Annotated in this window: 26 protein-coding genes; 9 read left to right on the top strand and 17 right to left on the bottom strand. The window is 57.5% G+C overall.

What is annotated here, in order from left to right:
* Positions 1 to 90: 90 nt before the first annotated feature.
* Positions 91 to 642, top strand: coding sequence for a YybH family protein (locus tag C7378_RS01920; protein WP_131991152.1), 552 nt, complete (start codon positions 91 to 93; stop codon positions 640 to 642).
* A 129-nt stretch (positions 643 to 771) separates the two neighbouring features.
* On the top strand, positions 772 to 3,192 hold the full coding sequence (locus C7378_RS01915) for a PAS domain S-box protein (RefSeq protein ID WP_131991150.1): 2,421 nt from the start codon (positions 772 to 774) through the stop codon (positions 3,190 to 3,192).
* 90 nt (positions 3,193 to 3,282) lie between these two features.
* Here C7378_RS01915 and C7378_RS01910 read toward each other — a convergent pair whose 3' ends face one another.
* From C7378_RS01910 to C7378_RS01890, 5 genes are all read right to left on the bottom strand, one after another.
* A complete protein-coding gene (locus tag C7378_RS01910; protein WP_131991148.1) occupies positions 3,283 to 3,819 on the bottom strand; it encodes a GNAT family N-acetyltransferase in 537 nt (178 codons plus the stop codon).
* Between the two features lie 150 nt (positions 3,820 to 3,969).
* Positions 3,970 to 4,275, bottom strand: a complete 306-nt coding sequence (locus C7378_RS01905) for an ATP synthase F0 subunit C (RefSeq protein ID WP_131991146.1) — start codon at positions 4,273 to 4,275, stop codon at positions 3,970 to 3,972.
* A 142-nt stretch (positions 4,276 to 4,417) separates the two neighbouring features.
* Positions 4,418 to 5,131, bottom strand: coding sequence for a F0F1 ATP synthase subunit A (gene atpB / locus C7378_RS01900; protein ID WP_131991144.1), 714 nt, complete (start codon positions 5,129 to 5,131; stop codon positions 4,418 to 4,420).
* A gap of 48 nt (positions 5,132 to 5,179) precedes the next feature.
* On the bottom strand, positions 5,180 to 5,569 hold the full coding sequence (locus C7378_RS01895; RefSeq protein ID WP_131991142.1) for an ATP synthase subunit I: 390 nt from the start codon (positions 5,567 to 5,569) through the stop codon (positions 5,180 to 5,182).
* A 37-nt stretch (positions 5,570 to 5,606) separates the two neighbouring features.
* Positions 5,607 to 5,849 (bottom strand): AtpZ/AtpI family protein, encoded by a 243-nt coding sequence (locus tag C7378_RS01890; RefSeq protein WP_131991140.1) that lies wholly within the window; start codon positions 5,847 to 5,849, stop codon positions 5,607 to 5,609.
* Positions 5,850 to 5,937: 88 nt separating this feature from the next.
* Here C7378_RS01890 and C7378_RS01885 point away from each other — a divergent pair, with 88 nt between their 5' ends.
* The gene (locus C7378_RS01885) at positions 5,938 to 7,566 is read left to right on the top strand and encodes a lysine--tRNA ligase (protein WP_131991138.1); all 1,629 of its coding nucleotides are present in this window, start codon (positions 5,938 to 5,940) and stop codon (positions 7,564 to 7,566) included.
* 75 nt (positions 7,567 to 7,641) lie between these two features.
* On the opposite strand, the gene C7378_RS01880 is transcribed toward C7378_RS01885, so the two are convergent.
* The 5 genes from C7378_RS01880 to C7378_RS01860 form a co-directional block, all read right to left on the bottom strand.
* Positions 7,642 to 8,097, bottom strand: a complete 456-nt coding sequence (locus C7378_RS01880; RefSeq protein WP_131991136.1) for a flagellar export chaperone FliS — start codon at positions 8,095 to 8,097, stop codon at positions 7,642 to 7,644.
* Positions 8,098 to 8,149: 52 nt separating this feature from the next.
* A complete protein-coding gene (fliD, locus tag C7378_RS01875) occupies positions 8,150 to 9,922 on the bottom strand; it encodes a flagellar filament capping protein FliD (RefSeq protein ID WP_131991134.1) in 1,773 nt (590 codons plus the stop codon).
* Positions 9,882 to 10,904: a UDP-N-acetylmuramate dehydrogenase gene (locus C7378_RS01870; protein WP_131991132.1), complete on the bottom strand. Its 1,023-nt coding sequence runs from the start codon at positions 10,902 to 10,904 to the stop codon at positions 9,882 to 9,884. Before C7378_RS01870 ends, fliD begins: the two co-directional genes overlap by 41 nt.
* 104 nt (positions 10,905 to 11,008) lie before the next feature.
* A complete protein-coding gene (locus C7378_RS01865; RefSeq protein WP_165876593.1) occupies positions 11,009 to 12,736 on the bottom strand; it encodes a methyl-accepting chemotaxis protein in 1,728 nt (575 codons plus the stop codon).
* Positions 12,737 to 12,793: 57 nt separating this feature from the next.
* On the bottom strand, positions 12,794 to 13,072 hold the full coding sequence (locus C7378_RS01860) for an energy transducer TonB (RefSeq protein WP_165876592.1): 279 nt from the start codon (positions 13,070 to 13,072) through the stop codon (positions 12,794 to 12,796).
* A gap of 583 nt (positions 13,073 to 13,655) precedes the next feature.
* Here C7378_RS01860 and C7378_RS01855 point away from each other — a divergent pair.
* Together C7378_RS01855 and C7378_RS01850 are read left to right on the top strand one after the other, a co-directional pair.
* Entirely contained in the window at positions 13,656 to 14,015 is a 360-nt protein-coding gene (locus C7378_RS01855) for a hypothetical protein (RefSeq protein ID WP_131991126.1), read from the top strand.
* Positions 14,016 to 14,024: 9 nt separating this feature from the next.
* A complete protein-coding gene (locus C7378_RS01850; protein WP_131991124.1) occupies positions 14,025 to 14,462 on the top strand; it encodes a hypothetical protein in 438 nt (145 codons plus the stop codon).
* A 25-nt stretch (positions 14,463 to 14,487) separates the two neighbouring features.
* Here C7378_RS01850 and C7378_RS01845 read toward each other — a convergent pair whose 3' ends face one another.
* Entirely contained in the window at positions 14,488 to 15,063 is a 576-nt protein-coding gene (locus C7378_RS01845; protein ID WP_243647994.1) for a class IV adenylate cyclase, read from the bottom strand.
* A 66-nt stretch (positions 15,064 to 15,129) separates the two neighbouring features.
* Here C7378_RS01845 and C7378_RS01840 point away from each other — a divergent pair, with 66 nt between their 5' ends.
* The gene (locus C7378_RS01840; protein ID WP_243647993.1) at positions 15,130 to 16,194 is read left to right on the top strand and encodes an L-threonylcarbamoyladenylate synthase; all 1,065 of its coding nucleotides are present in this window, start codon (positions 15,130 to 15,132) and stop codon (positions 16,192 to 16,194) included.
* Between the two features lie 22 nt (positions 16,195 to 16,216).
* Here C7378_RS01840 and C7378_RS01835 read toward each other — a convergent pair whose 3' ends face one another.
* From C7378_RS01835 to C7378_RS01825, 3 genes are all read right to left on the bottom strand, one after another.
* Complete coding sequence (locus C7378_RS01835) at positions 16,217 to 16,558, bottom strand: hypothetical protein (protein WP_131991120.1); 342 nt, start codon at positions 16,556 to 16,558, stop codon at positions 16,217 to 16,219.
* Between the two features lie 80 nt (positions 16,559 to 16,638).
* Complete coding sequence (locus C7378_RS01830) at positions 16,639 to 18,108, bottom strand: ATP-binding protein (RefSeq protein ID WP_131991118.1); 1,470 nt, start codon at positions 18,106 to 18,108, stop codon at positions 16,639 to 16,641.
* A 29-nt stretch (positions 18,109 to 18,137) separates the two neighbouring features.
* The gene (locus C7378_RS01825; RefSeq protein ID WP_131991116.1) at positions 18,138 to 19,790 is read right to left on the bottom strand and encodes an NAD(P)/FAD-dependent oxidoreductase; all 1,653 of its coding nucleotides are present in this window, start codon (positions 19,788 to 19,790) and stop codon (positions 18,138 to 18,140) included.
* 363 nt (positions 19,791 to 20,153) lie between these two features.
* Between C7378_RS01825 and C7378_RS01820 the strand changes: the two genes are divergently transcribed.
* Entirely contained in the window at positions 20,154 to 20,810 is a 657-nt protein-coding gene (locus C7378_RS01820) for a response regulator transcription factor (protein ID WP_131991114.1), read from the top strand.
* Positions 20,811 to 20,912: 102 nt separating this feature from the next.
* Here the strand turns inward: C7378_RS01820 and C7378_RS01815 are convergent, their stop codons facing one another.
* From C7378_RS01815 to C7378_RS01805, 3 genes are read right to left on the bottom strand one after another with little or no spacing between them, the layout of a single operon-like run.
* On the bottom strand, positions 20,913 to 23,027 hold the full coding sequence (locus C7378_RS01815) for a thioredoxin domain-containing protein (RefSeq protein WP_131991112.1): 2,115 nt from the start codon (positions 23,025 to 23,027) through the stop codon (positions 20,913 to 20,915).
* Positions 23,024 to 23,506, bottom strand: a complete 483-nt coding sequence (locus C7378_RS01810; protein WP_131991110.1) for a hypothetical protein — start codon at positions 23,504 to 23,506, stop codon at positions 23,024 to 23,026. The genes C7378_RS01815 and C7378_RS01810 overlap by 4 nt, the downstream gene beginning before the upstream one ends.
* Complete coding sequence (locus C7378_RS01805; protein ID WP_131991108.1) at positions 23,503 to 24,531, bottom strand: M20/M25/M40 family metallo-hydrolase; 1,029 nt, start codon at positions 24,529 to 24,531, stop codon at positions 23,503 to 23,505. Before C7378_RS01805 ends, C7378_RS01810 begins: the two co-directional genes overlap by 4 nt.
* A gap of 22 nt (positions 24,532 to 24,553) precedes the next feature.
* Between C7378_RS01805 and C7378_RS01800 the strand changes: the two genes are divergently transcribed.
* Positions 24,554 to 25,231 (top strand): alpha/beta hydrolase, encoded by a 678-nt coding sequence (locus C7378_RS01800; RefSeq protein ID WP_131991106.1) that lies wholly within the window; start codon positions 24,554 to 24,556, stop codon positions 25,229 to 25,231.
* A gap of 137 nt (positions 25,232 to 25,368) precedes the next feature.
* Positions 25,369 to 26,739, top strand: a complete 1,371-nt coding sequence (locus tag C7378_RS01795) for a glycerate kinase type-2 family protein (RefSeq protein WP_243647992.1) — start codon at positions 25,369 to 25,371, stop codon at positions 26,737 to 26,739.
* Positions 26,740 to 26,800 lie beyond the last annotated feature (61 nt).

Below are 26,800 nucleotides of genomic sequence, written 5' to 3'. Positions count from 1 at the left end.
TTATCTCCCCATGGACCCTTAATTCCTTTTCAGCTTATAAGATGCCCTGGTTTCTCTTGCGATGCACTAGCATGGACGGAAGAAGGAGTCATGCGCACTTACATTCGATTCATCAGCTCTCTCACCACAGCGCTTGTTCTAGGCATTGCGCAAATCGCCTGTGCGCAGCTTCCTCTTGATCCGCTCTCGAAGCCTACCCAGGATGCAAACCCTCTGACGAATCCCGGCCTCTCACCGGGCACAGCGTTCCTCTTCCAAATGGAGAGCAGATTTGAGCAGGAAACATTGCAGGGCGGCGGCGCTGCTTTCGCCTCCTGGTTTGCGGAAGATGGCGTTACGCTGGCCAATGGCAAAGCCCCGGTGATCGGACGCGCGGCTATCGCCAGAAGCGCCAACTGGAGACCAGAAAACTATCACCTGAGCTGGACACCGACCGGCGGCCAGCTGTCCGCAGATGGTCAGATGGGTTACACATGGGGAACTTATCAGGGTGTGTCTAAAGATGCCCATGGAAAGCCGGTGATTACCGCAGGGCGTTACATGACTATATGGAAAAAGCAGTCGGACGGAACCTGGAAGGTTGCGCTGGACGCCAGCAATGACGGGCCACCCGCAGCAGGAGACTGTTGCAGGATTCCCTAGCAACCCGTCTACCTGGTTCCTTGATCTTATGAATTCAGAAAATTCTCTCTGCACCCAGCCGTAATAACCCGAATGTGGCAGAGCCAAGCCGAGGGGCCTCTGAAACAATAAGTTTTCGAATTACTTTCCATGTCCTTGCTTGCCGCCATCCCGCAACGCGATGAGGCCGAAAGGCTCAGAACGCTTTTACATTATGAAGTTCTCGGTAAAGCGCAGGATCCTGCCTTCAGCGAACTTGCAGTTCTGGCTGCTCAATTCACTCTTGCACCTTACGCCTATATTGGCTTTCTGGATGCGAACCGGCTTTGGTTCGGAGGGACAGCCGGGTTCCAGGGTCTCGAACTGGAGCGCAATGCCACTCCTTGCAGGGTTACCGTTCTGGAACAGCAGCCTCTGCTGGTCCGCGATGCTGCCAGTGACCCGCACTGCCAGCCGGGGGGCGTCATCGAGCCCTCCTCCGGCATCCAGTGCCGCTCTTATTTAGCCGTTCCCCTTGTTGCTCCCAACGGAGAGCCTGTTGGGACACTCGCCGTGCTTTCTCCCCTTCCGCATGCCTTTCGCGAGCAGCAGATTCAGGCGCTTGAAGTACTTGCCCGTCAGGTAATTACCCGGCTTGAGTTCTACAACCGCTCGCGCCTGCAAGAGAGAATCGTACGCGCACGGCAACGGGTCGAGCGTGCCCTCACCGTTGAGCGAAACTTTGTTTCTGCCGTACTCGATACCATCAGCGCTTTGGTGCTGGTGCTGGACACAGCCGGCCGTGTCGTTCGCTTCAATCGCGCATGTGAACGTGTTTCCGGCCTCTCCTTTGCCGAACTCGTAGGACGAACTCTCCCTGCAAACCTCGCTTTGAGCGAAGAATGCGAGCCTGGAGCAGATATGCTTTCCAGGGTCCGCAGTGGCATGCCCTATGCGGGGGAAACAAACTGGATTTCCCGAGACGGTAAGCGGCGCAGGATCGACTGGACGGCCACCCCACTCTCTGACCACATGGGCGAGGTAAACTTCATCATCGCCACCGGAGTCGATGTAACCAGCCAGCGTGAAGCAGAACTGGCATTGCGCGAAAGTGAGACCAGATATCGCCAGCTGGTCGAAGGCTCGCTCGGCATGGTCTGTACTCACGATATGGAGGGCAGATTACTTTCTATCAACACTCACGCTGCCGCCGGTCTTGGGTACCAGCCGGAGGAGTTGATTGGTACCCATATCATCGACCTGATACCGGAATCCTATCGAGCCGGCTGGCAAACCTATGCGCAGAATTTGCGTGACCATGGAGATGCCCAGGGACGCCTCCATTTGCAACACAAGAATGGCGAAGTCCGGGTCATCGCTTACCGCAACAAACTGCTTGCATTGCCAGAGACAGCGCCCTTCGTGCTGGGCCATGGTATCGACGTAACCGAGAAGACTGAAGCTGAGAACAGGGCGCACACGCTGATGCGGCAGCGTGAATCTATTCTCGAGTCGGTTGGGGATGGCATCTACGGCATCGATCTGGAAGGCTGCATCCTCTTCGTAAATGAGGTCGGCGCTAACATGCTCGGCTATTCCTCCGCCGAGGTTGAGGGCAAGAAGATCCACGACCTCATCCACCACAGTCGGCCTGACGGCACCCCCTACCCGCATGAAGAATGTCCGATTGACGCCACCCCTTTTCGCAAGACACCGCTGCGGGTTCGCGACGAAGTCTTTTGGCGCAAAGATGGCATTGCGATCCCGGTGGAATATGTCGCCTGCCCCCTCATCACGAATGGTCAGCCCACAGGCACAGTCGTTGCTTTCCAGGACGTTACTGAACGACGTCGGCTGGATCGAATGAAAGATGAGTTCATTTCTACGGTCAGCCATGAGCTTCGTACTCCCCTCACCTCACTGCGTGCGGCTCTCGGCCTGATAGGCGGAGGAGTGCTCGACAAGCGGCCCGAAAAGATGGCGCAAATGCTGGACGTGGCTATTGGAAATTGCGACCGTCTGGTACGTTTGGTCAATGACATTCTCGACTTCGAGCGCATTAATAGTGGAAGGCTGCAACTGGTCTACGGCGAGGTAAACGCTGTCGATCTGCTGCGCCGGGCCACCGACCTGCAGCACTCGAGTGCCACCCGTGCCGGCATTGTTTTCCGTATCGATGCTGAGCCAGTAAACCTGTGGGTTGACAGCGACCGCATCCTGCAAACCTTAACGAATCTCATCAGCAATGCAATCAAGTTTTCCCCGCACGAAAGCGAAATTCGTCTGCGCGCACATGCGTTGAACGACACTCAGGCCGTGCTCGAGGTGCAGGACCGGGGTCGCGGCATCCCGCCCGAAAAGTTGGAGATGATCTTCGAGCGCTTTCAACAGGTCGATGCATCGGACTCGAGGGAGATGGGAGGCACCGGGCTAGGGCTCGCCATCTGCCGTAGCATCGTGCACCATCACGGCGGACGGATCTGGGCAGAAAGCAATGAAGGTTCGGGGAGCACCTTCTTCTTCACAGTGCCACGCGGCCCACTGCCAGGCCAACCTCCGCCTGAGCGAACAATTACTCCGGTGCTCGAATAAAAATGGCAAAAACTCCGCGGTTAAGCGAACGCCATCCTCCCCGACGCCAAGTGCTCCACATGATTCAGAAAGACAAAACACAGTCTGTCGTCAAAGAACCTTGCTCATCAATCTGATCTCCAAAAAGCCTCCGCCAGGCAAATCGACCGTGCGAGGTTCGACCAGCTTGTAACCGTGACGAGCATAGAACGGCTTGCCGGGCAGCGTGGCCGCCAACTCAAGGCGCCAGAACCCTGCTTGCCGTGCAGCCTGTTCACTTGCCCTCAAAAGAGCCGTCGCCACGCCAAGGCGTGCGTAATCGGGATGGGTAAAGAAGGCACGAATCTTCGCAGGCTCAGATTGCGGGTCGAGAAGTGCATCGTCGCGGTTGACGGCATGGTCACTGCCACTGAGGGTTCGCCGCTGGCTCCAGCCTCCGCAACCGGCGAGCACACCATCTATCTCTGCGACGAAGTAGGTGCCATCCTCAACAAGCTGGGAATCCAAACCGAGTGGCCCCCGGAGCGCCGCTTCTATCGTCTCCGGCGAGTAAAGGTCATAGCGCAGCACCCGCGCAGAATGTTGTATGAGCCCGCGCAGCGCCGGGATATCTTCCTGCTTGGCCGTGCGAAGGTCGATTTGGCTCATCTCCCCGTCCTCCTGTCGTTGGTTTGAAATAACCCAATTCAACGCTTCCGGTTCCATAACAGCACAAAGGCCCTCGAACGATCGAGGGCCTTGTGCGCAGATCGAGAGTTCCGGTTCCCCAGACTCCCTCCATCTCTGCAGAAACTGCTCTTAATTCACCTTGAGGAAGATGATGACCAGCGTGAACAGCGAGAGAGACTCGATAAACGCAAGACCGAGCACCAGCAGCAGCTGAATGCCTGCGCGGGCTCCAGGGTTCCGTGCGAGAGCTTCCGTTGCCGAGGCGGTTGCGCGGCCCTGGCCCAGGCCGCAAAGCCCGGCGGCGAGCGCCATGCCGATTCCGGCGCCGATCGGCACCATGCTGATTCCGCCGCCGGTCGAGCCGGACTGGGCATATGCCGGAGCTGCCATCAGCAGCACAGACAGAGTCATGAAGAGATATTGCAGTTTACGCATTGTGATTCTCCTGCTTCCTTTTCAGTATGTGCCATCAGTGGGTGGTTGAGGCTCACCGTGCTGGCCCCCTCACGCTCACGGCCTGCCTCGATCGAGGGAAGCTAAACTCGATCGAGCGCAGAATTTAAATCCTGCACGGTCCTTAGTGATCGTGCGAAACAGCCTGCGACAGATAGATCATCGCCAGCAGCATAAACACATAGGCCTGAATCAAGGCCACCGCAAAGTGAAGCCCCAGAAACACGATCGGGATCCCAATAGGCACCATCGAAAAGAACACCAGCGTCAGCAGATCACTTGCAAACATATTGGCGTAGAGACGAATAGTGAGTGACATGATTCGGGCAAGGTGAGAGATGATCTCGATTGGAAACAGTAGTGGTGCGATCCACCAGATAGGCCCCATAAAGTGCTTCAGGTACCCAATGGGCCCCTGCGCTCGGACGCCGTGGTAGTTGTAATAAATAAACGTGAGAAGCGCTACGCCCAGCGGGACAACCGGATTCGCCGTCGGCGTGTCGATATGCGGCAGCAACCCGAAGCAGTTGCAGCAGACGATGAAGAGCAGAATCGTCGTTACGAAAGCAATGTGCGGTTCATGGCCATGGCCAATGATTGACTCGCCCTGGTCGCTCACGAATCCGTGAATCATCTCGGCCAGATGCTGCGCCGGTCCGGGCTTTTCAACGCTGAGTGTTGCGCGTACCAGCACGAAGAAGAGCAGCAGGCCCACCATCGCTACCAGTTCCAACGTTACGGTGCGGTCAAAGGGTGCGGCAGGGTGCGCAGGATGGATACCGAGCTTCAGCAGCAGCGCCGTGACGGGCGCGCCGAAGAGCTGGTTCAGAAGATGCATGAGAGCTAGCTGTAAACTGAGCATGTGGGTTGTTTAGTTTCCCGGCCTTCAGGAACGCACGAGGCGCACTGCCTCGATCGTAAGGGCAATCATCGCCAGCCCCAGACCTGCAATCAGCGCATAGAGCGATCCGTGAAGATACCTCACACTAGCATAAAGGATGACCGCCGCCAGCGCGAGCCGGAAGAAAAACATCGTTACTACCCAGACTGTTGACCGGGGTGAGCGGGCATTGTCGAGCTTCGCATTGATCAGCGAAATCAGCTGCTGCCACTCATAAAGACCTGTGGCCGAGACCATGGCGCCCACCAGCAGCATTACCGCCGAACGCCACCCGGCGGCAAAACCCACCGCCACCGCCAGGCCAAGCCCCAGCAGGACGATCGTCCTGAGAGCACGCATCAGCGCGTCCTTAAGGTCGGCGTCTGTAAATTCCAAAAAGGGATTTGCTCCGGTCATAGGCTTACCTGGCGGTTCATGGCTTTTTGTCCCCCATCTGCAACGCCTGCCGAACGGCCTCGACTAGCCCGGCGACTGATCCAAAGATGAGCCCGACGATGTAGATCCAGCTGGTATGCAGCCACTTATCCAGCAGCGCGCCCGCCGCCCAGCCTATAAAAACGGCCGCGGGCAGCACAAAGGCGATCTGCATCATTCGCTCGGCCTTGACCAGCGAGTGCAGCCCACCGCCCTGCTTCTTATTGGAACCGTCTGCCATCCATCGACTGTTATACAGCAATGGCAGAGATCAGACAGCAACTGCCCCGCTATACTGACCCTTACACTTCAATCACGAGGCTCCTTCAGTGTTCGCATCAGAATTTGAGCGTGAGCTATTTGCGCTCCGCCAGGAAAAGCTGAAACAGATTGCCGCGCTCGGCAGTGAAACCTACCCGAATCAGTATTCGGCCACTCATACAATTCCTGAGATTCGTGCCTCCTACGAGAGCAAAACCGGGGAAGAACTCGAGGCCGAGCGGGTGCCTGTCTCGGTCGCAGGCCGGGTCATGACCATTCGCGGACAGGGCAAGGCCGGCTTTGCCCATCTGCAGCAGGGCGGCGAACGCCTCCAGATCTACGTCCGCAAGGATGCAGTGGGAGACCAGGCCTTTGAACTGTACAAGCTGCTCGACATGGGCGACCACATCGGTGTAACCGGCTACTTATTCCGCACGCGTACAGGGGAGCTGAGTATCCACGTCGAGACTCTGACTTTTCTTTCGAAGGCCATGCTTGCATTACCGGACAAGTATCACGGCCTGGAAGATGTAGAGCTGCGTTATCGCCAGCGCTACGTTGATCTCTTCATGAATCCCGAGGTGCGGGAAACGTTCGTCAAGCGAGCCCAGGTACTCCGGGCAGTTCGCAGTTTCTTCGACGAACGCGGCTATCTCGAAGTAGAAACACCTATGATGCAGCAGATCGCCGGCGGAGCCGCAGCGAAGCCCTTCACCACCCATCACAATGCGCTCGATCTCGACCTGTATCTGCGGATAGCACCGGAGCTCTACCTCAAGCGGCTCGTCGTCGGCGGCATGGACCGCGTGTATGAGATCAATCGCAACTTCCGGAATGAAGGTATCTCAACCCAGCACAATCCTGAGTTCACCATGCTTGAGTTCTATCAGGCGTATGCGAATTATCACGACCTGATGAAGCTTACAGAAGAGCTAGTTACTTATGTCGCTAAGCAGGTGAACGGTACGACCAAGACCACATTCAACGGGCATGAGATTGACCTCGGACAGTGGCGCAGCTACTCCATGCGCGAGGCGATTGTCGAATTTTGGCCCAAAGAGGCAGGAGGCGCAATGCCGGTTTTCAATGACTTTGAAAACTCCGCATCACTTCTAAATCTGCTCGACAGGGCCATTTCCAGGCCATCGACCCCGCGCGGGGCACTCAATGAATTAGGCACAGCAGAGTTTCAGCAACGTAAGGAGCTTGACGTCTTCTATGCGGCTCTTGACCTGATTCATGGTCAACTGAGTCGCGGCAGCTCCTGCGGCAAAGCGATTGCCGACATCTTTGAAACAGTCGCCGAATCGCATCTCATCCAGCCGACCATCATCTACGACTTCCCACTCGCCGTTTCGCCGCTCTCGAAGCAGAAGGCGGACGAACCGGACTGGGTGGAGCGCTTCGAGTTCTACATTGGCGGCTTCGAGGTGGGGAATGCCTTCAGTGAGTTGAATGATCCGGAGGAGCAGCGCAGGCGCTTCGAGCAGCAACTCACCGAGCGGGAACGCGGCGACGATGAGGCTCACCAGATGGACGAAGATTATGTTCGCGCGCTCGGATATGGACTGCCGCCGACTGGCGGTGAAGGCATCGGCATCGATCGCCTCACCATGATCCTGACCGGCGCAAAATCCATCCGGGACGTGATTCTCTTCCCCCTCCTGCGCCCACAGAAACAAGCAGCAGAGGCATAGCCACCGAGCCATGCCCCGTCGCGCTTCTTCGCGTCGGGGCGCATGGCTTCCTCGACTCAACTCAAGCTCGCTTCGTCAGGCGGTCCAGCTCGTGCCGTGCACTGCCGGCTGCGCATACGCCGCCACGGCGCCCGCGACTGATTGTTGCGGTGCGGTCTCACCCAGCAAGCGCAGCACTTCAGGGTCACGCGCTACCTGTTGCCACGCCTCGCGTACATTTCGTACGCAGTTGATCGCCTCTTCCAGCCGCTCCCGCGACTTCAACCGCGAACCCTCGATAGCCAGCGCAAAGACCGCCGCGTAAAACTCTGACAAAGACTTCGCCGGACTTCCTCCAATGTCCATTCTGAGCCGCGACTGCAGGTGCATGAGGATATCCAGGACGCGCCGGATCGCTACACGCCGCGCCGCGTCATCACCCGCGTCAATCGCCCGCAAAGCCCTGTGCAGAAACTTCATCATGCCGTCATAGAGCGCAACGACTAATTCCACGCGGTTCATGCCCGCGATTGCCTGGTTCTGATAATTCATCTGTGCAGCGCCCCCTGAGCCTCTGCTTGATTTCGCTTCTTTGATCCGATCACTACGGATGGTAGGTGTTATACCCGGTGATGGCGCTGTAAAGTTCGTTCATGTAATTGAGCTGCTGTGGTATCTGCGTCAATGTAAAATTCGCCTGATTGAGTTCGGTCGTCAGGGTTGCCTTCTGGGTGTTGATGATTGCCTCTTCATTGGACACATTGGTATTCAACTGCGACTCGGTGGTCGAATTCTCCTGCATTGCCAGATAAACTGCCCCGCTCGGCGCACTGTTTCCAAGGTTCCCCATCACCGTAGAGAAGTTTCCGCCGAAGGAAGTGAAGTTTCCGCTTGGTTGAAAAAAATTCACCACGTCCTGATAGTTACTGTTCAGCTCACTGTTCAGCGTGTCTCCGTTGAGGGCCAGCGTGCCGTCATTATTGACGGTAATTCCCAGTTGCGTGAGCGAAGTCACGCCCGCCGAAAGCGACCCACCAAAGGTGACCGCCTGTCCGGTAGTCGTATCGGAGAGACTGCTGCTGTTGATGTTGATGACTCCGGCCGACCCACTCGTCGCATTCTGCAGGCTTAGTGTCGACTGACTCCCTGAAGTGATCACATTCGCGGTCACTCCCATATTGGCCGCGTTGATGGCAGATGCAAGCCCAGCCAGCGTCGGAGTACTCGAAGGCACTGCCACCGTCTGCGCGGCTCCTGTCCCCACGGCGATCGACAAGCTCCCGGCGAGCGTGTCACTTGTTCCGATAGTGGTATTCGTCGCCACTGCCTGCGCCGGCTGAGTGAACGTCAACGCCGCCTGCAACTGCTGCTGCAGATTGGCCAGGACCGGGTTGCCGAACAGCGGCTCCGGCGTCCCTGACGATGTATTTCCCTCCTGCGTGTTCAGGTCAGTAAGGACCTTGTTGTAAGCAGTCACAAACGTATTGACCGCCGTCGTCACCGAGGTATTGTCATTCGTGATCTGAACCTGCACGTTCTCAGAGGGAGAGGCCTTTAGCAATTGAAAGGTCACACCTTGAATTGCGTTCGTGACAGTATTCGAAGCACTTGTCACAGAGACTCCGTCAACGGTCATCAAAGCATCCTGGCCTGCCTGGGCCTGAGTGAAAGTTACGGCAGCATTGCTGTTGCTGGTGTCTGTCATGCTGCTGGAGAGGGTAATATCGCCGCCTGCTCCGCTTGTGCTGCTCACCAGCGACAGTCGCGATCCGGAGGAGTCGGTGATTACATTAGCGGTTACGCCATAACTGCCCGAGTTGATCGTATTCGCAAGACCGGCCAGGGTATTGTCGGACGAGTTCAGAGTGATCGTCTGCGAACTGCCGCTTCCAATTGAAAGCGTCAGGCTCCCGGCGAGAGTATCGCTCGCGTTTGCTATCGCACCACTCACATAAGACGAGGTCTGTGCCAGCTGTGAAACGACAATCGTATGGCTGCCCGCGATGGCCGTCGTCGCTGCGGAGGTCAGCTGCAAGGTGTTCGTATCCGAGCTCGATCCCTGCTTGCCTGCGAGCACTCCCTGGAAATCGGTCAATGCCTGCATGGAGGTCGAGAGCGCGTTAAGATCCGTGCCTATCGAGGTCAGCGCTGTATCCTCGGCCTGCAGCGAAGTAAGCTGTGTCTTCCACGGGGTCTCAACCGTTTGCATGTTCGTGACAATCTGGTTGACTGTGCTTGTCACATTAAAGCCCGTGCCCGACGTAGGTGATCCGAAAGAGAGTCCTACTGTTCCCATGCTGCGTGTATCGGCGAAATCGGAGGGAGCTTGAAAGAAGTTAGCCGAGCCAGACTGGCTCAGGCTCGAGAACGATTCCAAATCTGTCCTGAACCACGGTTATGATCCGATCGCGCAGTGCACCTATAGCCGCAGCTGTAGCTCCCCCCCGGTTGATCAGCGCCAGTGTGTGACGAGAAGAGATTCCAGCCTGCCCCATCGCATAGCCCTTGATGAAACCAGCCTGCTCTAGCAGCCACGCGGCTGGCAGCTTCACCTGCGCGTCGCCGGCCGGATACTGCGGGACAGCCGTAGCCGTCGCTGCGGCAATCTGCGCATAGTGGGCCTTCGAAATCACTGGATTCTTGAAGAAGCTGCCCGCGCTGCGGCAGTCCGGATCATCCGCCGTAAGCAGCATCCCCTTGGCCCGACGTATCTCTCGAACCGCGGCGCTCACCTCGGTCAGGGTGGGCGTAGGCTGTCCGGCAAAGTGCCGCTTGAGATCGGCATACGCAATACGTGGCGCGCCCCCGAGGGTTAGATCGAAATCCACTCTCGTCACTGCGTAGCGGCCGCGCTCCGTCGAGTTGAAGATGCTTCTTCGGTAAGCAAAGCCGCACTCCGCGGCGCCGAGTTCTACGACGGCTTCGGATCGCAGGTCGACCGCACGTACCAGGCGCACCGTCTCCGCAACTTCCTGGCCGTAGGCGCCGACATTCTGCACAGGTGTGCCGCCGACGCTACCAGGAATTCCTGCCAGGCACTCGACTCCGGCGCAATCCCGACTAACGGCAAGAGAGACAAACCCATCCCAATCTTCACCCGCAGCCACAGAGAACTGACCCGGGTTATTTTCCTTGCATCCGCGCAGCGCCATGCGGAGCACAAGGCCGTTAAAACCCTCGTCTGCCACCAGGAGGTTGCTGCCTCCCCCGAGCACAAAGAGTTGCAGGCTGCGTGTCCGGGCAAAGGCTAGGCCCTCCAGAACCTCTTCCTCCGATACGGCCTCAGCGAACCAGCGCGCCGGGCCGCCCACCCCGAATGTCGTATAGGGCGCAAGCGGAACATTCTCTAAAAACTGCATTGCCACGCTTCCAAGATATACCCAGAGAGCTTGCGCAATCCCCTGTTGGAAAGGAAAAGGGGCAGGCAGAGCGTAAAGCCCCGCCTGCCCGATATGGATTCGAATTAGTCGCCGAAGGCTGTCGCTGCCTGACCCAGCATCCCCTGGCGCGGAGACAGGGTAGAGGAATAGCTGCGCGATTCGGCAAGGCGGAAGCGCCCGATATGCTCCTGCAGGCGCCTGGCTCCGGTTTCGACCGAGGTCACAATACCTGTCGTCGCAGGAATCGCAGCCGCACTCTCTTCGCCCAGCCGGTTGATGGTGTCGAGGTTCGCACTCGACTGCCGCGCGGCTTCGGCCTGCTGCATCGATGCTGTAGCGATCTGCGCAATCATACTGTCCACCTGGTCGGCCATCGAGATAATGCGCTGCAGGGCTTCTCCTGCGCGAGTCGTTGTTTCGACGCCCTCATTCACGGTCGCCGTTCCTGAGTCCATGGCCTCGACTGCACCACGCGTATGGACCTGGATCCCCTGAATCATCTGCGCAATCTCGCTGGTAGCATCGCGCGTGCTCTCCGCAAGCCTTCTGACTTCGCCAGCGACGACGGCAAAGCCGCGCCCCTGCTCCCCGGCACGCGCTGCCTCGATGGCAGCGTTCAATGCCAGCAGATTGGTCTTCTGCGCGATCTCCTCAATCACGTTGACAATGCGGATGATCTGTTCAGACTCCTTGCCGAGCCGCTGGACAGTCGTCGCCGTGTTGCGCACCGAGCCTGCGATCGACTCCATGCTGGTCAGCATCTCTTTGACGATAGAGCCGCCATGGCGCGCAGTGGTGGCCGCCTCTTTAGCGTTCTCCGCAGCGTTCTGCGAGTGCCGCGAGACCTCGTTGATGGAAATCGACATTTCCTGCATGGCCGCCGCAGCCTGCTGCGTCTGCATGCTCTGCTCCTTGATGCGACGGAAAGATTCGGAGGTGGACTGCGTGAGTTCCTTGGAATCCTGGTTGATGGTCGAGGAGATGTCCATCATCGTGCGGATCATCTCGCGCAGATTATCCTGCATGGTATTGACGGAGCGCGCGAGACTCGTCACCTCATCGTTTGCATCGAGATGCATCGGCTCACCTGTTAGATCCCCCTCTGCGATCAGGTGAGCGCGATCCGCCACCAGCGTCACAGATCGCACAACGCGGCGCGTGGTGAGTTCAGCGATCACGCTGCCGACGAGTCCGCCGAAAAAGATCGCAAGCCACATATAGACCGCCTGGAGATGATTCACGCGCACCAGTTCGCGGAGATCATGGTCCGTAGCCGCCACCTGCATCTGCACGATCTCAGAGACCGTCTTCTCGAACGCGGCATCATGGTCGGCAACCTCGCCCTGCAACAGGTCAAAGGCCTTGCTCGTCGCGTCACTTCCCTGTCCGACGGCCATCTGTTCCACACGATCCTGCCCCTGCTGAAAAGCGCGATACTCACTGAGCAGCAGGTCGATCTTCGCGTTGCCGGTAAGCGTGTCCAGCTGGCTACGCAGAGACTCAATGTGCTGGATGGCCTCTGCACCTGCTGCCTCGCTCGCAGCAAATTCTTGCTTGTACCTGCTGGCCATGGTCGGGTCAACACCAAACAGCATGTACGATTTGAGGGCCGATGAAGATGCCAGGGCCGCAACCCGCAGGTCGCGTACTGCTGTCAGGGCAGGTACCCGCGCAGCTGCCACACTCTCAGAGAGCTGGCTCACCTGCCGCATCTTGACGTAAGCGGCAAGCGAGCCGAGGAGCACTGCAACGACCAGCACACCGGTGCTGAGCCGCAATTTATTTGATAGCTTCCAGTGTGCCAATGACATGATGTGTTCCATTCTCCCTGTTGCTCTGTGAGGTAATCAGCAGACGAGCTGCCGCACTTAGTTGCCAGTCTCGAAATTTATATCCACATCAACCGTCGAGACTGCGTCGGCGGGCGCGAACTTCCAGCGTTTTACCGCGTCTTCCGCCGCCGGGGTCAGCATCTTGTTGCCCGACGTGGCTTTGACCGCCGTCACCGTCCCATTCGGGGCAACGGTTGCCGAAACATGCACCATTCCACCGATGCGCATGCGCTTCGCAAGCTCTGGATAGACGGGGGGGACACGCTTCTCGACATGGCGGTCATCGGCATGCCCAGGCAGCGCCACAGTAAGCATTGCCGCCGCAGCGGCAAGCAGGAAAAGACTCCGGAGAGAGACAGATTTCCTTAAAGAGAAAGGCAGAAAATTCATGAGAGTAACCTCGATCCGAGCGGGGAATCCGCCGTTTAGCCCTCTTATCGGCGACTTGAGAGGTTTCTTGAATTGGTTTTGGTGGAGTCAAAGAAGCAGGTTGCTCATCAGCCTGGCTTAACCCCACGCAGACCGCTTTCCGCCCATTATTTCGGCGTTGACCGGCCTGTCCACAATTGCTACACTCCGTTGCTTCGCCAATCTCGTGTCACGGACAAGCCTAATGTCTGGAGCCCTGACAACCATCGTTCTGGCATCGCCGGAATCGTCGGCGAACCATTCGTTGATACTTTGGATGATCTGCGGGATTGTCAGCCTTTTCTTCCTGACTTTCGTCCTCCTGACCAGAAGATCGTGGAGGCTCCCCGCCGGCAGCACTCCGCCACAAATAGCTACTGATCGTGCGGAAAGGTCCTGCGACGCGGTGCTCAGCGTCTGCGCTCTGCTGATCCCGGCAACCTTGGGCCTACTCACCTGGCTTCACGAAAAAATCGGCGTCGGAAGCTACATGATCCCCCTTGCCTTCGCGCTGGTTTACTTTTTCGCGCTTCTCATCTTCACAGCTCATCTCCGATTCAATTTTCTCTGGCGATATAACAGCACCTTTGAAGTAAGCTCGCAGAAGAATCTGCGCTTCGGATACTGGCTCACAACCGCCACCAGCAGCATCGTTCTGGGACTGATCCTCATGTCCATACCGGTGCTCCAACTGGGGTTCGGCTGGCTCAAAGTCAAAGAGTTGCCCGTCCGAGAACCTCCAGTCAAGATCGAATGCAGTGCCGGATTTTCGGAGCCTGCTCCGGTCCGCCCCTGCTACCCGGCCAGTATTCCGCCAGCCAGACCACACCGCCCCCGCACCTCAAACTAGGAGAAGCTCATGGCCTTCTTTCGCACATTCCTCATGGAGAATAACCAGACTCCCGACACCGCTTTCGACGAAGAGGATGAAGCAGCACTTGTAATCTTTCTGCTTCAGGCAAGAGTTAAAGGGTCTGCGGCCGATTTGCAGCTCCCGCCAGGCTTTCGAGCACCAGAACATCTGCCCGGCGAGTTCGACAGCCCGGGCGTTCGGCAGGAGCTGAAGTTCATTGCCGGCTTCTTGTGCTTCTTTGTCTCGAAGCCTGTGGCTTACATGCGTGAGATCAAGGCTTTTCGCGACTACTTCATTCCTCGGTTTGCGAGCGACATACCTAAGCAGATCCAGCTCGCCCAGGCATTACGAGAGGAGTTCTTCTCCGCGACTCTGGATGACCTGAGGTTTACCGACACAGTGGACCGCTTCTTTGACATTGCGGAGATCAGCCTCACAGCATAAGAAAACCTGGCAGCAACGCCAGCACTCAGCCTGTGATCGCTGCGAACGTCAGGTCGGCAGCGGAACTGCCCGTCTCGCGACGCCAGTCTTCGAACAGCCTGCCATAGCTCAGTGTCATAATTTCCTCGCGACCAAGACCCAGTTCTGCACTGCGGCGGTCGATCCAGGCCTCTGAGCCTTCCAGTTCGGCAAAGGTTCCGATAGGAGTCTCATCGATCACGCAATGGCCTTCACGATCGGCATATTCTGTGCGCCACTTCTCATAGGTAAATGCTGCACCATACCCCAGCTGCGTAAAGATCTCTGCTATTGCGTCCCCGTCTTCGACTATCGTCTCGGTTTCGACGCGGTGTTTATGCGGCGCGGCTGCATCATGATTGTCGGGCAACCGCTTATGTGTCACCACCCATCGCCCCCCATAGCTGCGCAGGCGAAGAATAGACTGCTTCGCGCGCAGGCTCCTCTCCGGCGTATCAAACAGGATGTTGCGCTCAAAGGTACGGGGTGTCTGGAGCTCGAAGCCTATCTCCGACAGCCTTAGCTCCAGCGCGGGAATACTGGTTACGCGAAACTTGACTTCAATCTCAATTGCACTCGACATTTTCTGAGTATAAGACGATGGTGCATAGCAGAGCATAATAGAGACAGGCTCAGATAAGGACGCGCCTTGCCCGATACTCTTCACCTCATCGTTGACCCAGCTGCACTTGACTCCCCTCTTTCGCGTGCTGCGATCGATCGCGCCGCAGCCATCCTGCGCAGTGGCGGCACAGTCGCCTTTCCCACGGAGACGGTCTATGGTCTGGGCGCCAACGCACTCGATCCGGAGGCAGTCGCAAAGATTTTTGCGGCAAAACAGCGACCTTCGTGGGATCCACTCATCGTTCATATCGCTGATCTCTCGATGCTGGACCAGGTCGCCTCCGGTATATCGGAGAATGCTCGACGTCTGATGAATGTCTTCTGGCCGGGGCCACTTACGTTACTGCTACCGCGCGCAAGGGGAATTCAGGATATCGTTACCGCAGGCAGGCCACTCGTTGGTGTGCGGATGCCTGAGCATCCCGTGGCGCTGGCGTTGATCCGGGCCGCCGGGGTTCCTCTGGCCGCTCCCAGCGCCAACACCTTCGGACGCACCAGTCCCACCCTCGCCTCGCACGTTGCCGAAGACCTTGACGGCAGAATCGATGCCATTCTTGATGGAGGCGAGACGACCCACGGGCTCGAGTCGACTGTAGTCGATGCCTGCGTCGATCCCTGCATCCTCTATCGTCCCGGGGTCATTACTCTGGAGCAGCTGCGTGCAGTCTGTACGGACGCCGTAGCCTTCAAAGAAACGCCCCGTACCCGCGCTACTGCGCCGGAAGCGCTACCCTCCCCCGGAGTAGGATTGCGCCACTATGCTCCGCGCGCGCGCCTTGTACTCGTCGGCAACAGCGACGAGGCACAATACACAGAGTTCAGAGCTGCCGCGCAGGAGGCCAACATACAGGGAACCAGACTTGGACTGATGCTGGCCGACAGCTTCCAGCTGGCCGCAGCCGGGATCGATGCAACTCTCTATCGGTGGGGCCACTGGGGCGATCCTGAAGAGCTGGCCCAGCGCCTCTTTGCAGGCCTTCGCTTCCTGGATAAGGCGGGCGTAGAGATGATTCTCTGCCCGCTACCGGCTGCTGAGGGTGTCGGTATCGCGATTCGCGACCGGTTGGAAAAAGCCGCACGAACCTCGTAGAGCAGCGGGATTCAGCATCATGCTAGCCATGCAAATAACCGCCATGATAGCCGCGTCTGAATCCATCCCTGTAATAGTAGCGATACTGGTGAAACGGCCCACCCAATCGCGGTGAATAGCCCGGCGCCTCCTCAAAGAGTTCGCTCCTCCCGGGCTTGTAGCTGCGCCCCATATCTCGATCTGCAACGCCCATCCGCTCTCCATCCACGAACCCATTATGTTCTGCCACGGAGATCAATGGCTCTACCTGGACTGGTTCTGGGGGCGGCGGTGGGGTGGCGACGTAATAAGCAGGCCGGCTGGCGCAGCCAGCCACAAGCAGCATCAAGAGGAGACCGAGAGACTTGAAGGAGGAAGATCTCATCCGCGAATAACTCATGCTGCTTTAAACGCAGATAGCAGCAACCAGTTGCATGCGTCTTTTTCCCCGATACAGGGTTTGATTTAAGCTCTCTTGCCCACCGGCAACTGCACCAGGAAAACCGTTCGTCCAGGCTCGGAAGTAAAGGTGACCGCCCCGCGATACTGGCCCACCACAATGCGGTGAACGATATCCAACCCGAGCCCCGTACCGACTCCGACCGGCTTGGTCGTAAAAAATGGCTCAAAGATGTGGCTGCGACTCGCCGCCGCGATGCCCGGTCCTTCATCGGCAATAGACACGCAGACAATTGGCCCGTCGACCCATGTCTTCACAGTGATCGCGCCCTTTTCCGGCGATGCGTCGATGGCATTATCCAGTAGATTCGTCCACACCTGGCTGAGGCCGGAGCCACCACTGACCACGATCGGCAACTCCGGGGCAAAATCCTTCTCCACGGTCAGCTGCTTATTGCGGAATTTGTGTCCGAGGATCGTCAGCGTGCTCTGGATGCTGTCGTGAATATCGACGCCCTGCTGGCTGATTTTGTCGTCGTAGGCATATTTTTTCACCGCGATGACCAAATCTGTTACGCGGGCCACGCTCTCTTCAATTGCGGCCACGTGCTGCACGCTTGAGATCAGCGCTTCCAGCCAGTTCAGTGAGTCGGAAAATAGCTCAGGCGAGAACTCGTGTTGGGCGCACTCAATATCACAAGGCTTCCAGCCAATCGCCACCAGGGACGGGGCCATCTTCCATGCATTCTCCACGCCCGCATTTTCCAGCCACTCGCTCAGCTCTTCCTCCGCGTCCGATTGTTCGATAGAACTCATGGCGGGAGCTTTCTTGCAGCTCAAAATTCGCTCTTGCAGATTGCGCATGCACTCCATCTGCGTCGGTGTGAGGTCTGCATGTGTGAATTTGAGACTGATCTGCTGAAGGCGGAAGAGATTGTCACGTAATTGCGAGGCAGCCCGCCGCGCGGCGGCGCCCGGATTATTCAGCTCGTGCATCAACCCTGCAGCCAAAGTCCCCAGCGAGATCAGCTTCTCGCGATGAAGGGTGATTGCCTGGTAGCTTTCCAGCCGTCGAGCCATATTTTCGAGGATGCCCTGCCGCACTACCGGGCAGGTCGCCATCAGACGCCAGAAGCCTTCGCGGCTGATGGAAATTAGACGGCTCGGCGTGATGACTTCGGAATTTACGGAAGTCGCCTTGCTCCCGATCAGGATCGGCACTTCCCCAAAAGTATCCCCGCTCTTGAGCGTCGCGATCGGATGGACCGTGCGGTCGCTTTCAACCTTATAAGCCCGAATTTCCCCCTGGAGCAGAACCCAGAAATGGAAGTTGGCTTCGCCCTCGCGCAGAAGAAAAGAGCCGGGCTCCATTTCAACGACTTCCACGTCCCCGAGACATTCCAGATCTGCCGGTTTGATATGGGCAAAGACAGGAATCTGCTTCAGTTCGGAGTAAAGCTGTTGAGCGGGGACGATTTTGCTGTCCACAATATCCTGGGGCCCACTACGGGGACTACTTTGGTTGGCGTCCGTCATTCCCTCTGTCTCAAAAGCGCGTCTTTTTACTAAAAACGTGCAAGGTATTGATGCATGAACTGCACAGCTATCGAACCCTCCCCCACCGCCGAAGCGGCCCGTTTGACCGAGCCGTGGCGTACATCTCCGGCTACAAAAACGCCGGGCGTGCTCGTTTCGAGCAGGTAGGGATCCCTATCTTCTTTCCAGATTCGCGGCAACCGCCCTTCGATTCTTAAATCCGGCCCGGAAAGTATAAATCCATACGGATCGCGCATAATCGTGTCCGGCAGCCACTCCGTCTGCGGGGCTGCACCGATAAAGATGAAGAGAGCGCTGGCTTGACGCTGCGTCTCGCCCTGAGGGTTTCTGACTCGAATGCACTCCAGCCGCTGCTCCCCAAACACTTCGACTACCTGAGAGTGCGTCTCGACATCGATGTTGGGCGTGTCGGCGATCTGATCTATCAGGTACTTCGACATACTCTTCTCAAGCGACTCGCCGCGTACCAGCATTGTCACCTTGCGGGCATATTTCGCAAAATGCATAGCCGCCTGCCCGGCCGAGTTCGCCCCACCCACCAGAAAAATCTCTTCATCGCGGCAGGAAAGCGCCTCCGTCATCGCGGCTCCGTAATAGACACCGGCACCGGTCAGCTGATCGATGCCCGGAATCGAAAGCCTTCGGTAATCGACCCCAACCCCTATCATCGCTACTCTGCAAGCAACCTCGCGGCCATCTCCCAGGACAACATAACGATAATCATTCTTCATCCGGAGGGACGTCGCACGCTGAGTCAAAAACTCCGCTCCGAAGCGCGAAGCCTGGACATAGGCGCGTCGTGCCAGATCGGCCCCGCTCAGCCCTGAAGGGAAACCAAGATAATTCTCGATCCGCGAGCTGCTGCCTGCCTGACCACCCGGCGCTTCGGGCTCGATTACCAGCGTCTTTAGCCCTTCAGACGCCCCGTATACTGCCGCTGCCAAGCCTGCCGGACCAGCTCCGATAATCGCCAGATCATAAAACTCATCCTGAGCCTGCGTCCGCAGGCCAATCCGGTCTGCCAGTTCCGTATGGGAAGGCTGCATCAATGAGGTTCCGTCCGGGAAAAGCACCGCCGGAAGACGCTTTTCATCGATCTTGTAGCGCTCCATCAGCCCGATGGCTTCATCGCTTTTCTCCGGATCGAGCCATACATAGGGAACCTGATTTCGGGAAAGAAAATCCCTGACCTGATGATCTCTGAGGGACCACCGCGGTCCGATCACTTTCAGGCCCTCAAAAGGCGGCTTGTAGCCATGGCTCCACGACTCGAGCAGATCGTCCAGTACCGGATAGAGCATCTCCTCCGGTGGATCCCAGGGCTTCGTCAGGTAATAGTGAATCTTTGCTGTATTGATGGCACGAATAGCGGCTTCCGTATCCGCATAGGCGGTCAGCAGGGCGCGCTTCGCATTAGGGTATAGCGTCTGTGCCCGCTCCAGCAGTTCCACCCCGGACATACCCGGCATCCTCTGGTCCGACAGGAACAAAGCGACCACATCCCCGCGCTGCTGAAGCTGCGCGCAGGTATCGATTGCAGCGTGGCCCGAGGCCGCACGCATGATTCGATAGTTCGCGCCATACCGGCGGCGCAGATCCTGCACCACGGCCTCAAGCACGCTTACATCGTCATCAATAGCGAGAATAACTGGCTTACTCATGAGTACTTAGTGTAGAGCTTTTCTGGATGCAGCTTGTGAAAGTCTTTACCTGAACTGCAACCTTCGTTGTAGCAATATGACCCCTTTTTACAGTTGCAATCTTTTGCAGACACGATATCTTTAGTCACAAAGCAAGTACGAGTAAGTAATCAAAATGAAATACTTTTATCCCCTCTGGGAATGTTTTTATATGCCTTGGTGTCTGATTCAAAGACATAAAAATGTTTATGTGTCTCAAAGCCGATATGACCAGTGAAAGGTACCTCTTCTGTGCTTTTACTGGACATGCCTGCACGAACTACGCCATGGCTGACCGTTCAAAGGTAGAGATGAAGCTGACAAAAAGGGGAAGCCGCAGCCGTCATGAACAAAATTATCCTAGCTGACAATCAAGCCATCTTTCGTGCAGGAACTGCCAAGGTTCTGGCTATGGAAGACGACTTCCGGATCATAGCGCAATGCCCGGACGTCGAGCGGTTGTACCAGGCCATCGAGACCTTCCGAGGTTCGATTCTGATCTTCGCCTCAGCACTCAAGCCCGACCTGAGCTTCATGATGGAACGTCTACGCCTCGCGCAAAGTCGCGCTCTGGCCGTCGCCGAACATGGCGAATCGGCACAGCCGTTCATTTCTGCCGGCGTCCAGGGAATGCTCTACCGCAGCGTCTCCGGCCCGACACTTATCGACGTTACCCGCCGGGTGGCTGAAGGTGAAACCTGGGTCCAGCCCTCGCTCGGAGTTCCCGGCACCCAGGAAGATGAAGATATGGTGGGCGCTCGCGTACGCGACCGCCTCACCCCTAAGGAGATGAAGATCGTCGCCTTGATCGTCCAGGGATGCAAGAATAAGGAAATTGCCATGCGCCTCGGGACGACCGAGCAGGTCATCAAAAATTACCTGCGCAGCGTCTACGATAAAACCGGTGTTTCCGATCGCCTGGAACTTGCGCTCTTCACGATCCACCATCGCATCCTGGCCGAAGCAGCAGCCGCGGCCGGCAACCTGATGATGCAAAGCTAACAGCCTTCTCAGCCGCCATGTCTTCCGGGCATGGCGGCTGAAAATCGGTACAGATCCAGGCGCACTTTCACACTTAATCAGATGTGCACCTGAAATTTCCCCTCAGACGCGGCTCAACTCCTCAAGCAAAACTTCAGCATCTGCCGTAGGTGGCATACAGCTATTGCCTTTGCACAGCACGGCAAAGCTTCCGCTTGCTGCGAGCTGTGGCAGGGACGGCAGTGTCTCGGCCAGCATAGGAGGCAGATTTTTCCGTGTCACCTGAATTCTCCTCAATGGCACCACGGCCTTATTGATCGCAAACCTCGCCGTCGCCATGGCGGCGAGCCTTTTTGCCGCATCGTCTTCGCCCAGAATCACCACCTGCACGGGCGCAACCAGAAACTGCCGCAGCGCAATCCCATAGGTCGCCGCATACAAGCCGAAATGCTCGACGATTCCCGCAAAGTGCTCCAGCGTATCCTCTGCCTTTTCGCGATATTCGGCTCGTCCGCTCAATGCTTCAAGTCGCAGCAGGGCGGCTGCGGCCAGTGGATTGGCTGCGGGAGTTGGCGAATCCTGCAGTGGCTTGCGCCGCGCTGCAAGGGCGCCAATAACTTGGCCGCTGCTCTGTTCGGCATCGAAGAAAGCCCCACCCGTAGCGTCGTAGAACCGGCTGATCATCGCGTCAGCAATATCAATGGCCGCATCGTAGTAGCGCCGCTCACCGCTTGCCTCCCATGCGTCGATCGCTGCATGGACGATGAAAGCATAGTCCTCGAGGATACCCGGCACCCGCTCTGAAGAGGTATGCCCGTCAGCGTAAGCAATTACGTGCGCGAGCCCTCGCTCGGCATCCCAGCCCTCCCTCAGGATACGATCCAGCGTCTTCAATGCAAATTCTTTGACTGCATCCAGTTGCAGGACACGGGCAGCATCCAGGTAGGCAGAGATCGCCATCCCGTTCCAGCCGGTGTAAACCGTTCTGTCGACGAAGGGGGTTTTACGTTTCAGTCTTGCAGCATAAAGCTTTTGCTTGGCAGACTGCAGATCCCGCTCGACATCCTCTATGGACCGGCCAATCCGTTTCGCAATCTCCTCGGCCGTGTACTTGACATGCAGCACATTCTTTTTCGGATCGTGGTGCATGTCTCCTATTTCGCCGATGTCATAGAACGGTTCAGCCACCTCTAGTTCTTCCGGTGTAAGCGCCGACGCGGCTTCATGGCGAGTCCAGGTGAAGTAATCTCCATCGTCATCAAGATCAATATCCGCATCCTGAGAGGCGTAAAAGCCACCCAGTTCCCGGTCACTGAGCCACTCATCGATCCAACGGATGATATCTGTGGCCACCCGGGCATGCTCAGGCTCGACGAACGTCTGGAAGGCATGCACATAGTTCTTCAGCAGGCCAGCATTGTCGTAAAGCATCTTTTCGAAATGGGGTACCACCCACCGCTCATCGACCGAGTAACGATGAAAGCCGCCCGCCAGCTGATCGTAGACCCCTCCGTGCGCCATCTTGCCAAGAGTGACTAAAGCGGCGCGACGCACATTCTCGTCTCCTGTCCGGGCCGCCTCGTCGATCAGGAGATCAAGTGCCGCGGGATGCGGAAACTTAGGTTGCGAGCCGAAGCCGCCGTTGACAGGATCGAATTGCTGGACCGCACTGGCAATCAGCTTATCAACCAATTCAGGACCAAGCGTACCGGCACGACCGGCAAACGAGCCTTCATGCTCGATGGCTGCAATCACACTCGATGCCGATTCGAGGGCCTCGTCACGCTTGTTCTTCCATGCACTGGAGAGGGCGAGCAGGACGCGCTCAAAGCCGGGCCGCCCATAGCGGTCTTCGCGTGGAAAGTAGGTCCCCCCAAAAAACGGCCTTCCGTCGGGCGTAAGGATGGCGGTCAGCGGCCACCCCCCCTGTCCGCTGATGGCTGACACTGCCGCCTGATAACGACTGTCCACATCGGGGCGCTCGTCACGGTCTACCTTGACGGCGATGAAATGTTCGTTAATGACCTCGGCCAGCGTCGGGTCTTCGTAGCTCTCGCGGTCCATTACATGACACCAGTGGCACCATACTGCGCCGATATCCAGGAGGACAGGTTTGTCTTCAGCAGCAGCGCGAGCAAAGGCCGTCTCGCCCCACTCATGCCACTGCACCGGCTGGTGCCGGGCGGAGCGAAGGTAGGCAGAGGCGGCTTGGGCGAGGGAGTTTAGCTTCTCAGTCATCTCTGCTGAGCATACCGCTCGCGGGCCTCTGCATCCACCCTCGCCAGTAAGCGCAGATAATACCAGGCAGTCGCAGCGCCAAAACTCACGGTAAATACAAAGTAGAGCCAGAAATTCGTCATATCGGAGGGCATCTGATCAAAAACCGTCCAGATGCGGAATGGCAACGCTGCAACCATCGCACCCAGCAGACCGCTGCACACAACCGCAGGTCGGACATGCGCAAGGAGCCACTCACCGGAAAAGAACACTGAAACCGGAACAGCAATAACTATCCAGGCAGCCGCACCTCCGGCAAAGGTAAATAAGCTCCAGGCCGACAGTCCGATGCTTAGCGCGGACAAAAAGAGTCGAGGCTCTGTGCCGGTATTGCGAACAACCTCGAGCACCTGGAACGGCACTGTCGCAACCACGCCTGTCAGCCAGCCGACTGTGGCAGCCAGGGCCGAGCAACGAAGCCTGTACCCGGGCGTGGTCACGCGTGGCCAACCAGCCTCTGCGCTACCTGCGTATACAGTTCGATTGCGTCACGCAGTTCTTGCTTTGCGAGCTTCTCGTTCGGCGTATGTGCAACATGGATCGAGCCGGGCCCCAGCAGCAGCGGCTCGCCCCAGTTGGTCAACGCCGGGACATCGGTAGTGAACGAAGCAATCATAGTTGGCAGCCCCTCCACCTGCTTCATCCGCATAAAGGGAATCTCCAGGGTGAAATCTACCTCAGCCAGGCCGGAAATAGCGTCCTGAATGACTTTGCGCGTCTCTTCGGAAGGTCCGACCAGTCGCACCAGCACCTGCGCGCGAGCCTTGTCAGCTATCACATTCGGCGCGCGCCCCCCTTCGATCACTCCGATATTCAGCGTGCTGGGGCCTACCTCTGCATTGGTTGGCAGCTTCACCTGCAACAAGCGCTCCAGTGCGTTCACCAATTTATGTACCGCACTATCGCCCAGTTCCGGATAGGCTGAATGTGCCATCTTCCCGCTCGCCTTGATTACAGCGCGCAGAGTCCCCTTGGATGCGAGCGCCAGTCGATTATCCGTCGGCTCACCATTAATCAGGAAACGGCTGCCCTTTGGGTGCTCATTCGCGATTTTCGCGCCCGCGGAGTCTCGCTCTTCGCCGACTACAAACAACAGCCCGACTCTTACCTGCAAGTCGCGAAGCTTTTCCGCAGCGGCTATCTGCGCCGCAATGATCCCCTTTGCATCACAGGCCCCGCGCCCATAGATGTAGTTCTCATCCTCACTGCTAGGGATATAAGGAGGTACGGTATCCATGTGAGTCGAAAAAACCACGTCAGGGGTTTGCCCCGGCACGCACGCATATACGTTGAAGCGTTCTCCGGTGTTGCCGCTTTCCGGGTCCTGCGGCACCGGCATCCGTTCAACGGAGAATCCGCGGGCCGCCAGAAACTCAGCCAGCCATGCGCCCACCGCGCCTTCGTTATAGGTTGTCGATTCGATATCGATCAGCTGCCGCGTCAGTTCCACTTCATTCAGGCTCATTGACGATCAGTATAGTGAAGAGATGACGACGAATCGCAGCGGCTCCGCTGTCCTCAGAACTATTGACGACCTGAGAGGCCCCGCAGGCAGGCTTGAAGCGCTCCTCAACGCCGGCGCTGCGGATGCGCAATACGCGGTGCTCGTATGCCACCCCCATCCACTGGGCGGCGGCACCATGCACAATAAGGTTGTTTACCACGCCATGAAGGCCTTCCAGTCCTTCAACCTTCCCGTTCTCCGCTTCAACTTCCGAGGCACCGGCCTCAGCGAAGGTGTGCATGACAACGGCCACGGGGAGCAGGAGGATGTTCGCGCAGCCCTTTCCTGGCTGGAAAACGAGTTTCACCTGCCGATACTCTTCGCAGGTTTCTCCTTTGGGGCAAACGTCGGCCTCAAGGTCTGCTGCAATGACGACCGGGTGCATGGTACGGTCGCTCTCGGCCTGCCGGTGCATGCAGAGGGGCGCGACTACCACTATGACTTCCTGCCCGGCTGCCGGAAGCCAAAGCTTTTTATCAGCGGCACCCATGATCAGTACGGGCCCCAGGAAGAAGTGGAGGAGATTGTCAGCTTAGCCCCACAACCTGCCCAGCTCGTGTTGATCGCCGGCGCAGATCACTTTTTTGTCGGCAAGCTTGAAGATGTGCAACTCGCAATCCGGGCGTGGCTGCAGACGCATTTTCTACCGCTCGCCCCATGAGCGGGAATGGGCCAGAGTTTCGCATGGATAAAAATTTGTATTTACTGGCTGGAGAGGGCCTTCTTTAGCGCACAATGGAGAGACCTGCAGATACACCATAAAGCCAGCCGCCCGGCTCGGATTTGAATGAGGAAGTGTTGAGTACCATCGAAGATCTCCACAACTCTGCCCACGATATCTTCACCCACGCCCTGGATGCATGCGATGTGGGCAACGCGTTTGATCGTCACCTTCACTTTGAAAACACAAAGCTCGTCCGTCACCCCTCGCAGGCGCTCAAGCCAATCGAGATCGACCTCAGCCGCTATAAAAAATTCCTCGTCATCGCCTTTGGCAAGGCTGCACTCAGCATGTTCGACGCGCTGCTCAGCCGCCTGCCGGACAAAATCCATGTCCGCGGTGTATGCTCAGCCCCCGAGGTACCCAGGAGCCAAAGCTGGCCGCTGAGACTCAACATTCACGAGCGTATCCGCTACTTTGCAGGCGGCCATCCTCTTCCGAACAAGGACTCGTTCGAGGCCGCCGAGGCCGCCCTTAACCTGCTCAAGCGCGCCGGCAAGGACACCTTTATCTTCTTCCTGATCAGCGGCGGCGGCTCGGCCATGCTGGAATTACCGCTTGACCGCAGCATCTCCCTCGAAGACACCATCGCCTTTCATGAGACGCTCGTTGCATCCGGCGCAACGATTACGGAGATTAATACAGTTCGCAAATACTTCTCCGCGGTGAAGGGTGGCAGGCTCGCGCTCGCCGCGCCTCAGGCGGAGAAACTATCGCTACTCGTCGCCGATGTCCCGCTCAAGGATCTGGGCGCTGTCGCCTCCTCGCCCACTCTTCCAGATCGCTCCACCCAGGCAGAGTGCAGCGAGATCCTTAGCCGCTACCATCTTCTAGATAAATTTCCAGCCACCGTAAGAACCTACTTCGAGACCCTAACTCCCGGCAATAACGCTCTCTCCGCAGATGCGTTCACCCACACGCAGTTCGACACGCTGCTGTCCAACCATGACTTCGTGAATGCAGCGCGCGACCGGGCCCAGCAGCTGGGGTTCAAGGTTTTTATCGATAATACCTGTGACGACTGGGATTATGTCGATGCGTCGCGGTATCTGCTCAAGCGCTTCCATGAATTGCGGCGTGAGCATCCGCGGGTCTGCCTGCTTTCGAGCGGCGAAGTCACCGTGCAGCTCGCCCCTGAGCATGGCTGCGGAGGCCGCAACCAGCAATTTGCCTTAGCTTCAGCGTTCGATCTTAGGCAGTTTGAAGGCCAGCCATTGGTGGTGTTCAGCGCCGGTTCAGACGGTATCGATGGCAACAGCCCTGCTGCAGGAGCTATCGCCGATACCACTACCATCAGCCGTGCCCGCTCCTATGGCTTCGATCCCGACATGACTCTGGCGCGCTTCGATTGTTGCCCACTCTTTACTGCCCTCGGCGACAGCATCGTGACCGGCCCTACCGGCAATAATCTTCGTGATTTACGCATTTTATTGGCTGCAGAAGAATAGCTCCTATTGCGCTGGAGTAGCTCTCCCGGCAGAACACTAGAATGACGACACCGATGCTCAT

Origin of the sequence: Acidipila rosea, from assembly GCF_004339725.1 — a bacterium.
Classification (GTDB): domain Bacteria; phylum Acidobacteriota; class Terriglobia; order Terriglobales; family Acidobacteriaceae; genus Acidipila; species Acidipila rosea.
The sequence above is the reverse complement of the archived record's forward strand: the minus strand, read 5'-3'. Positions and strand labels throughout refer to the sequence as shown.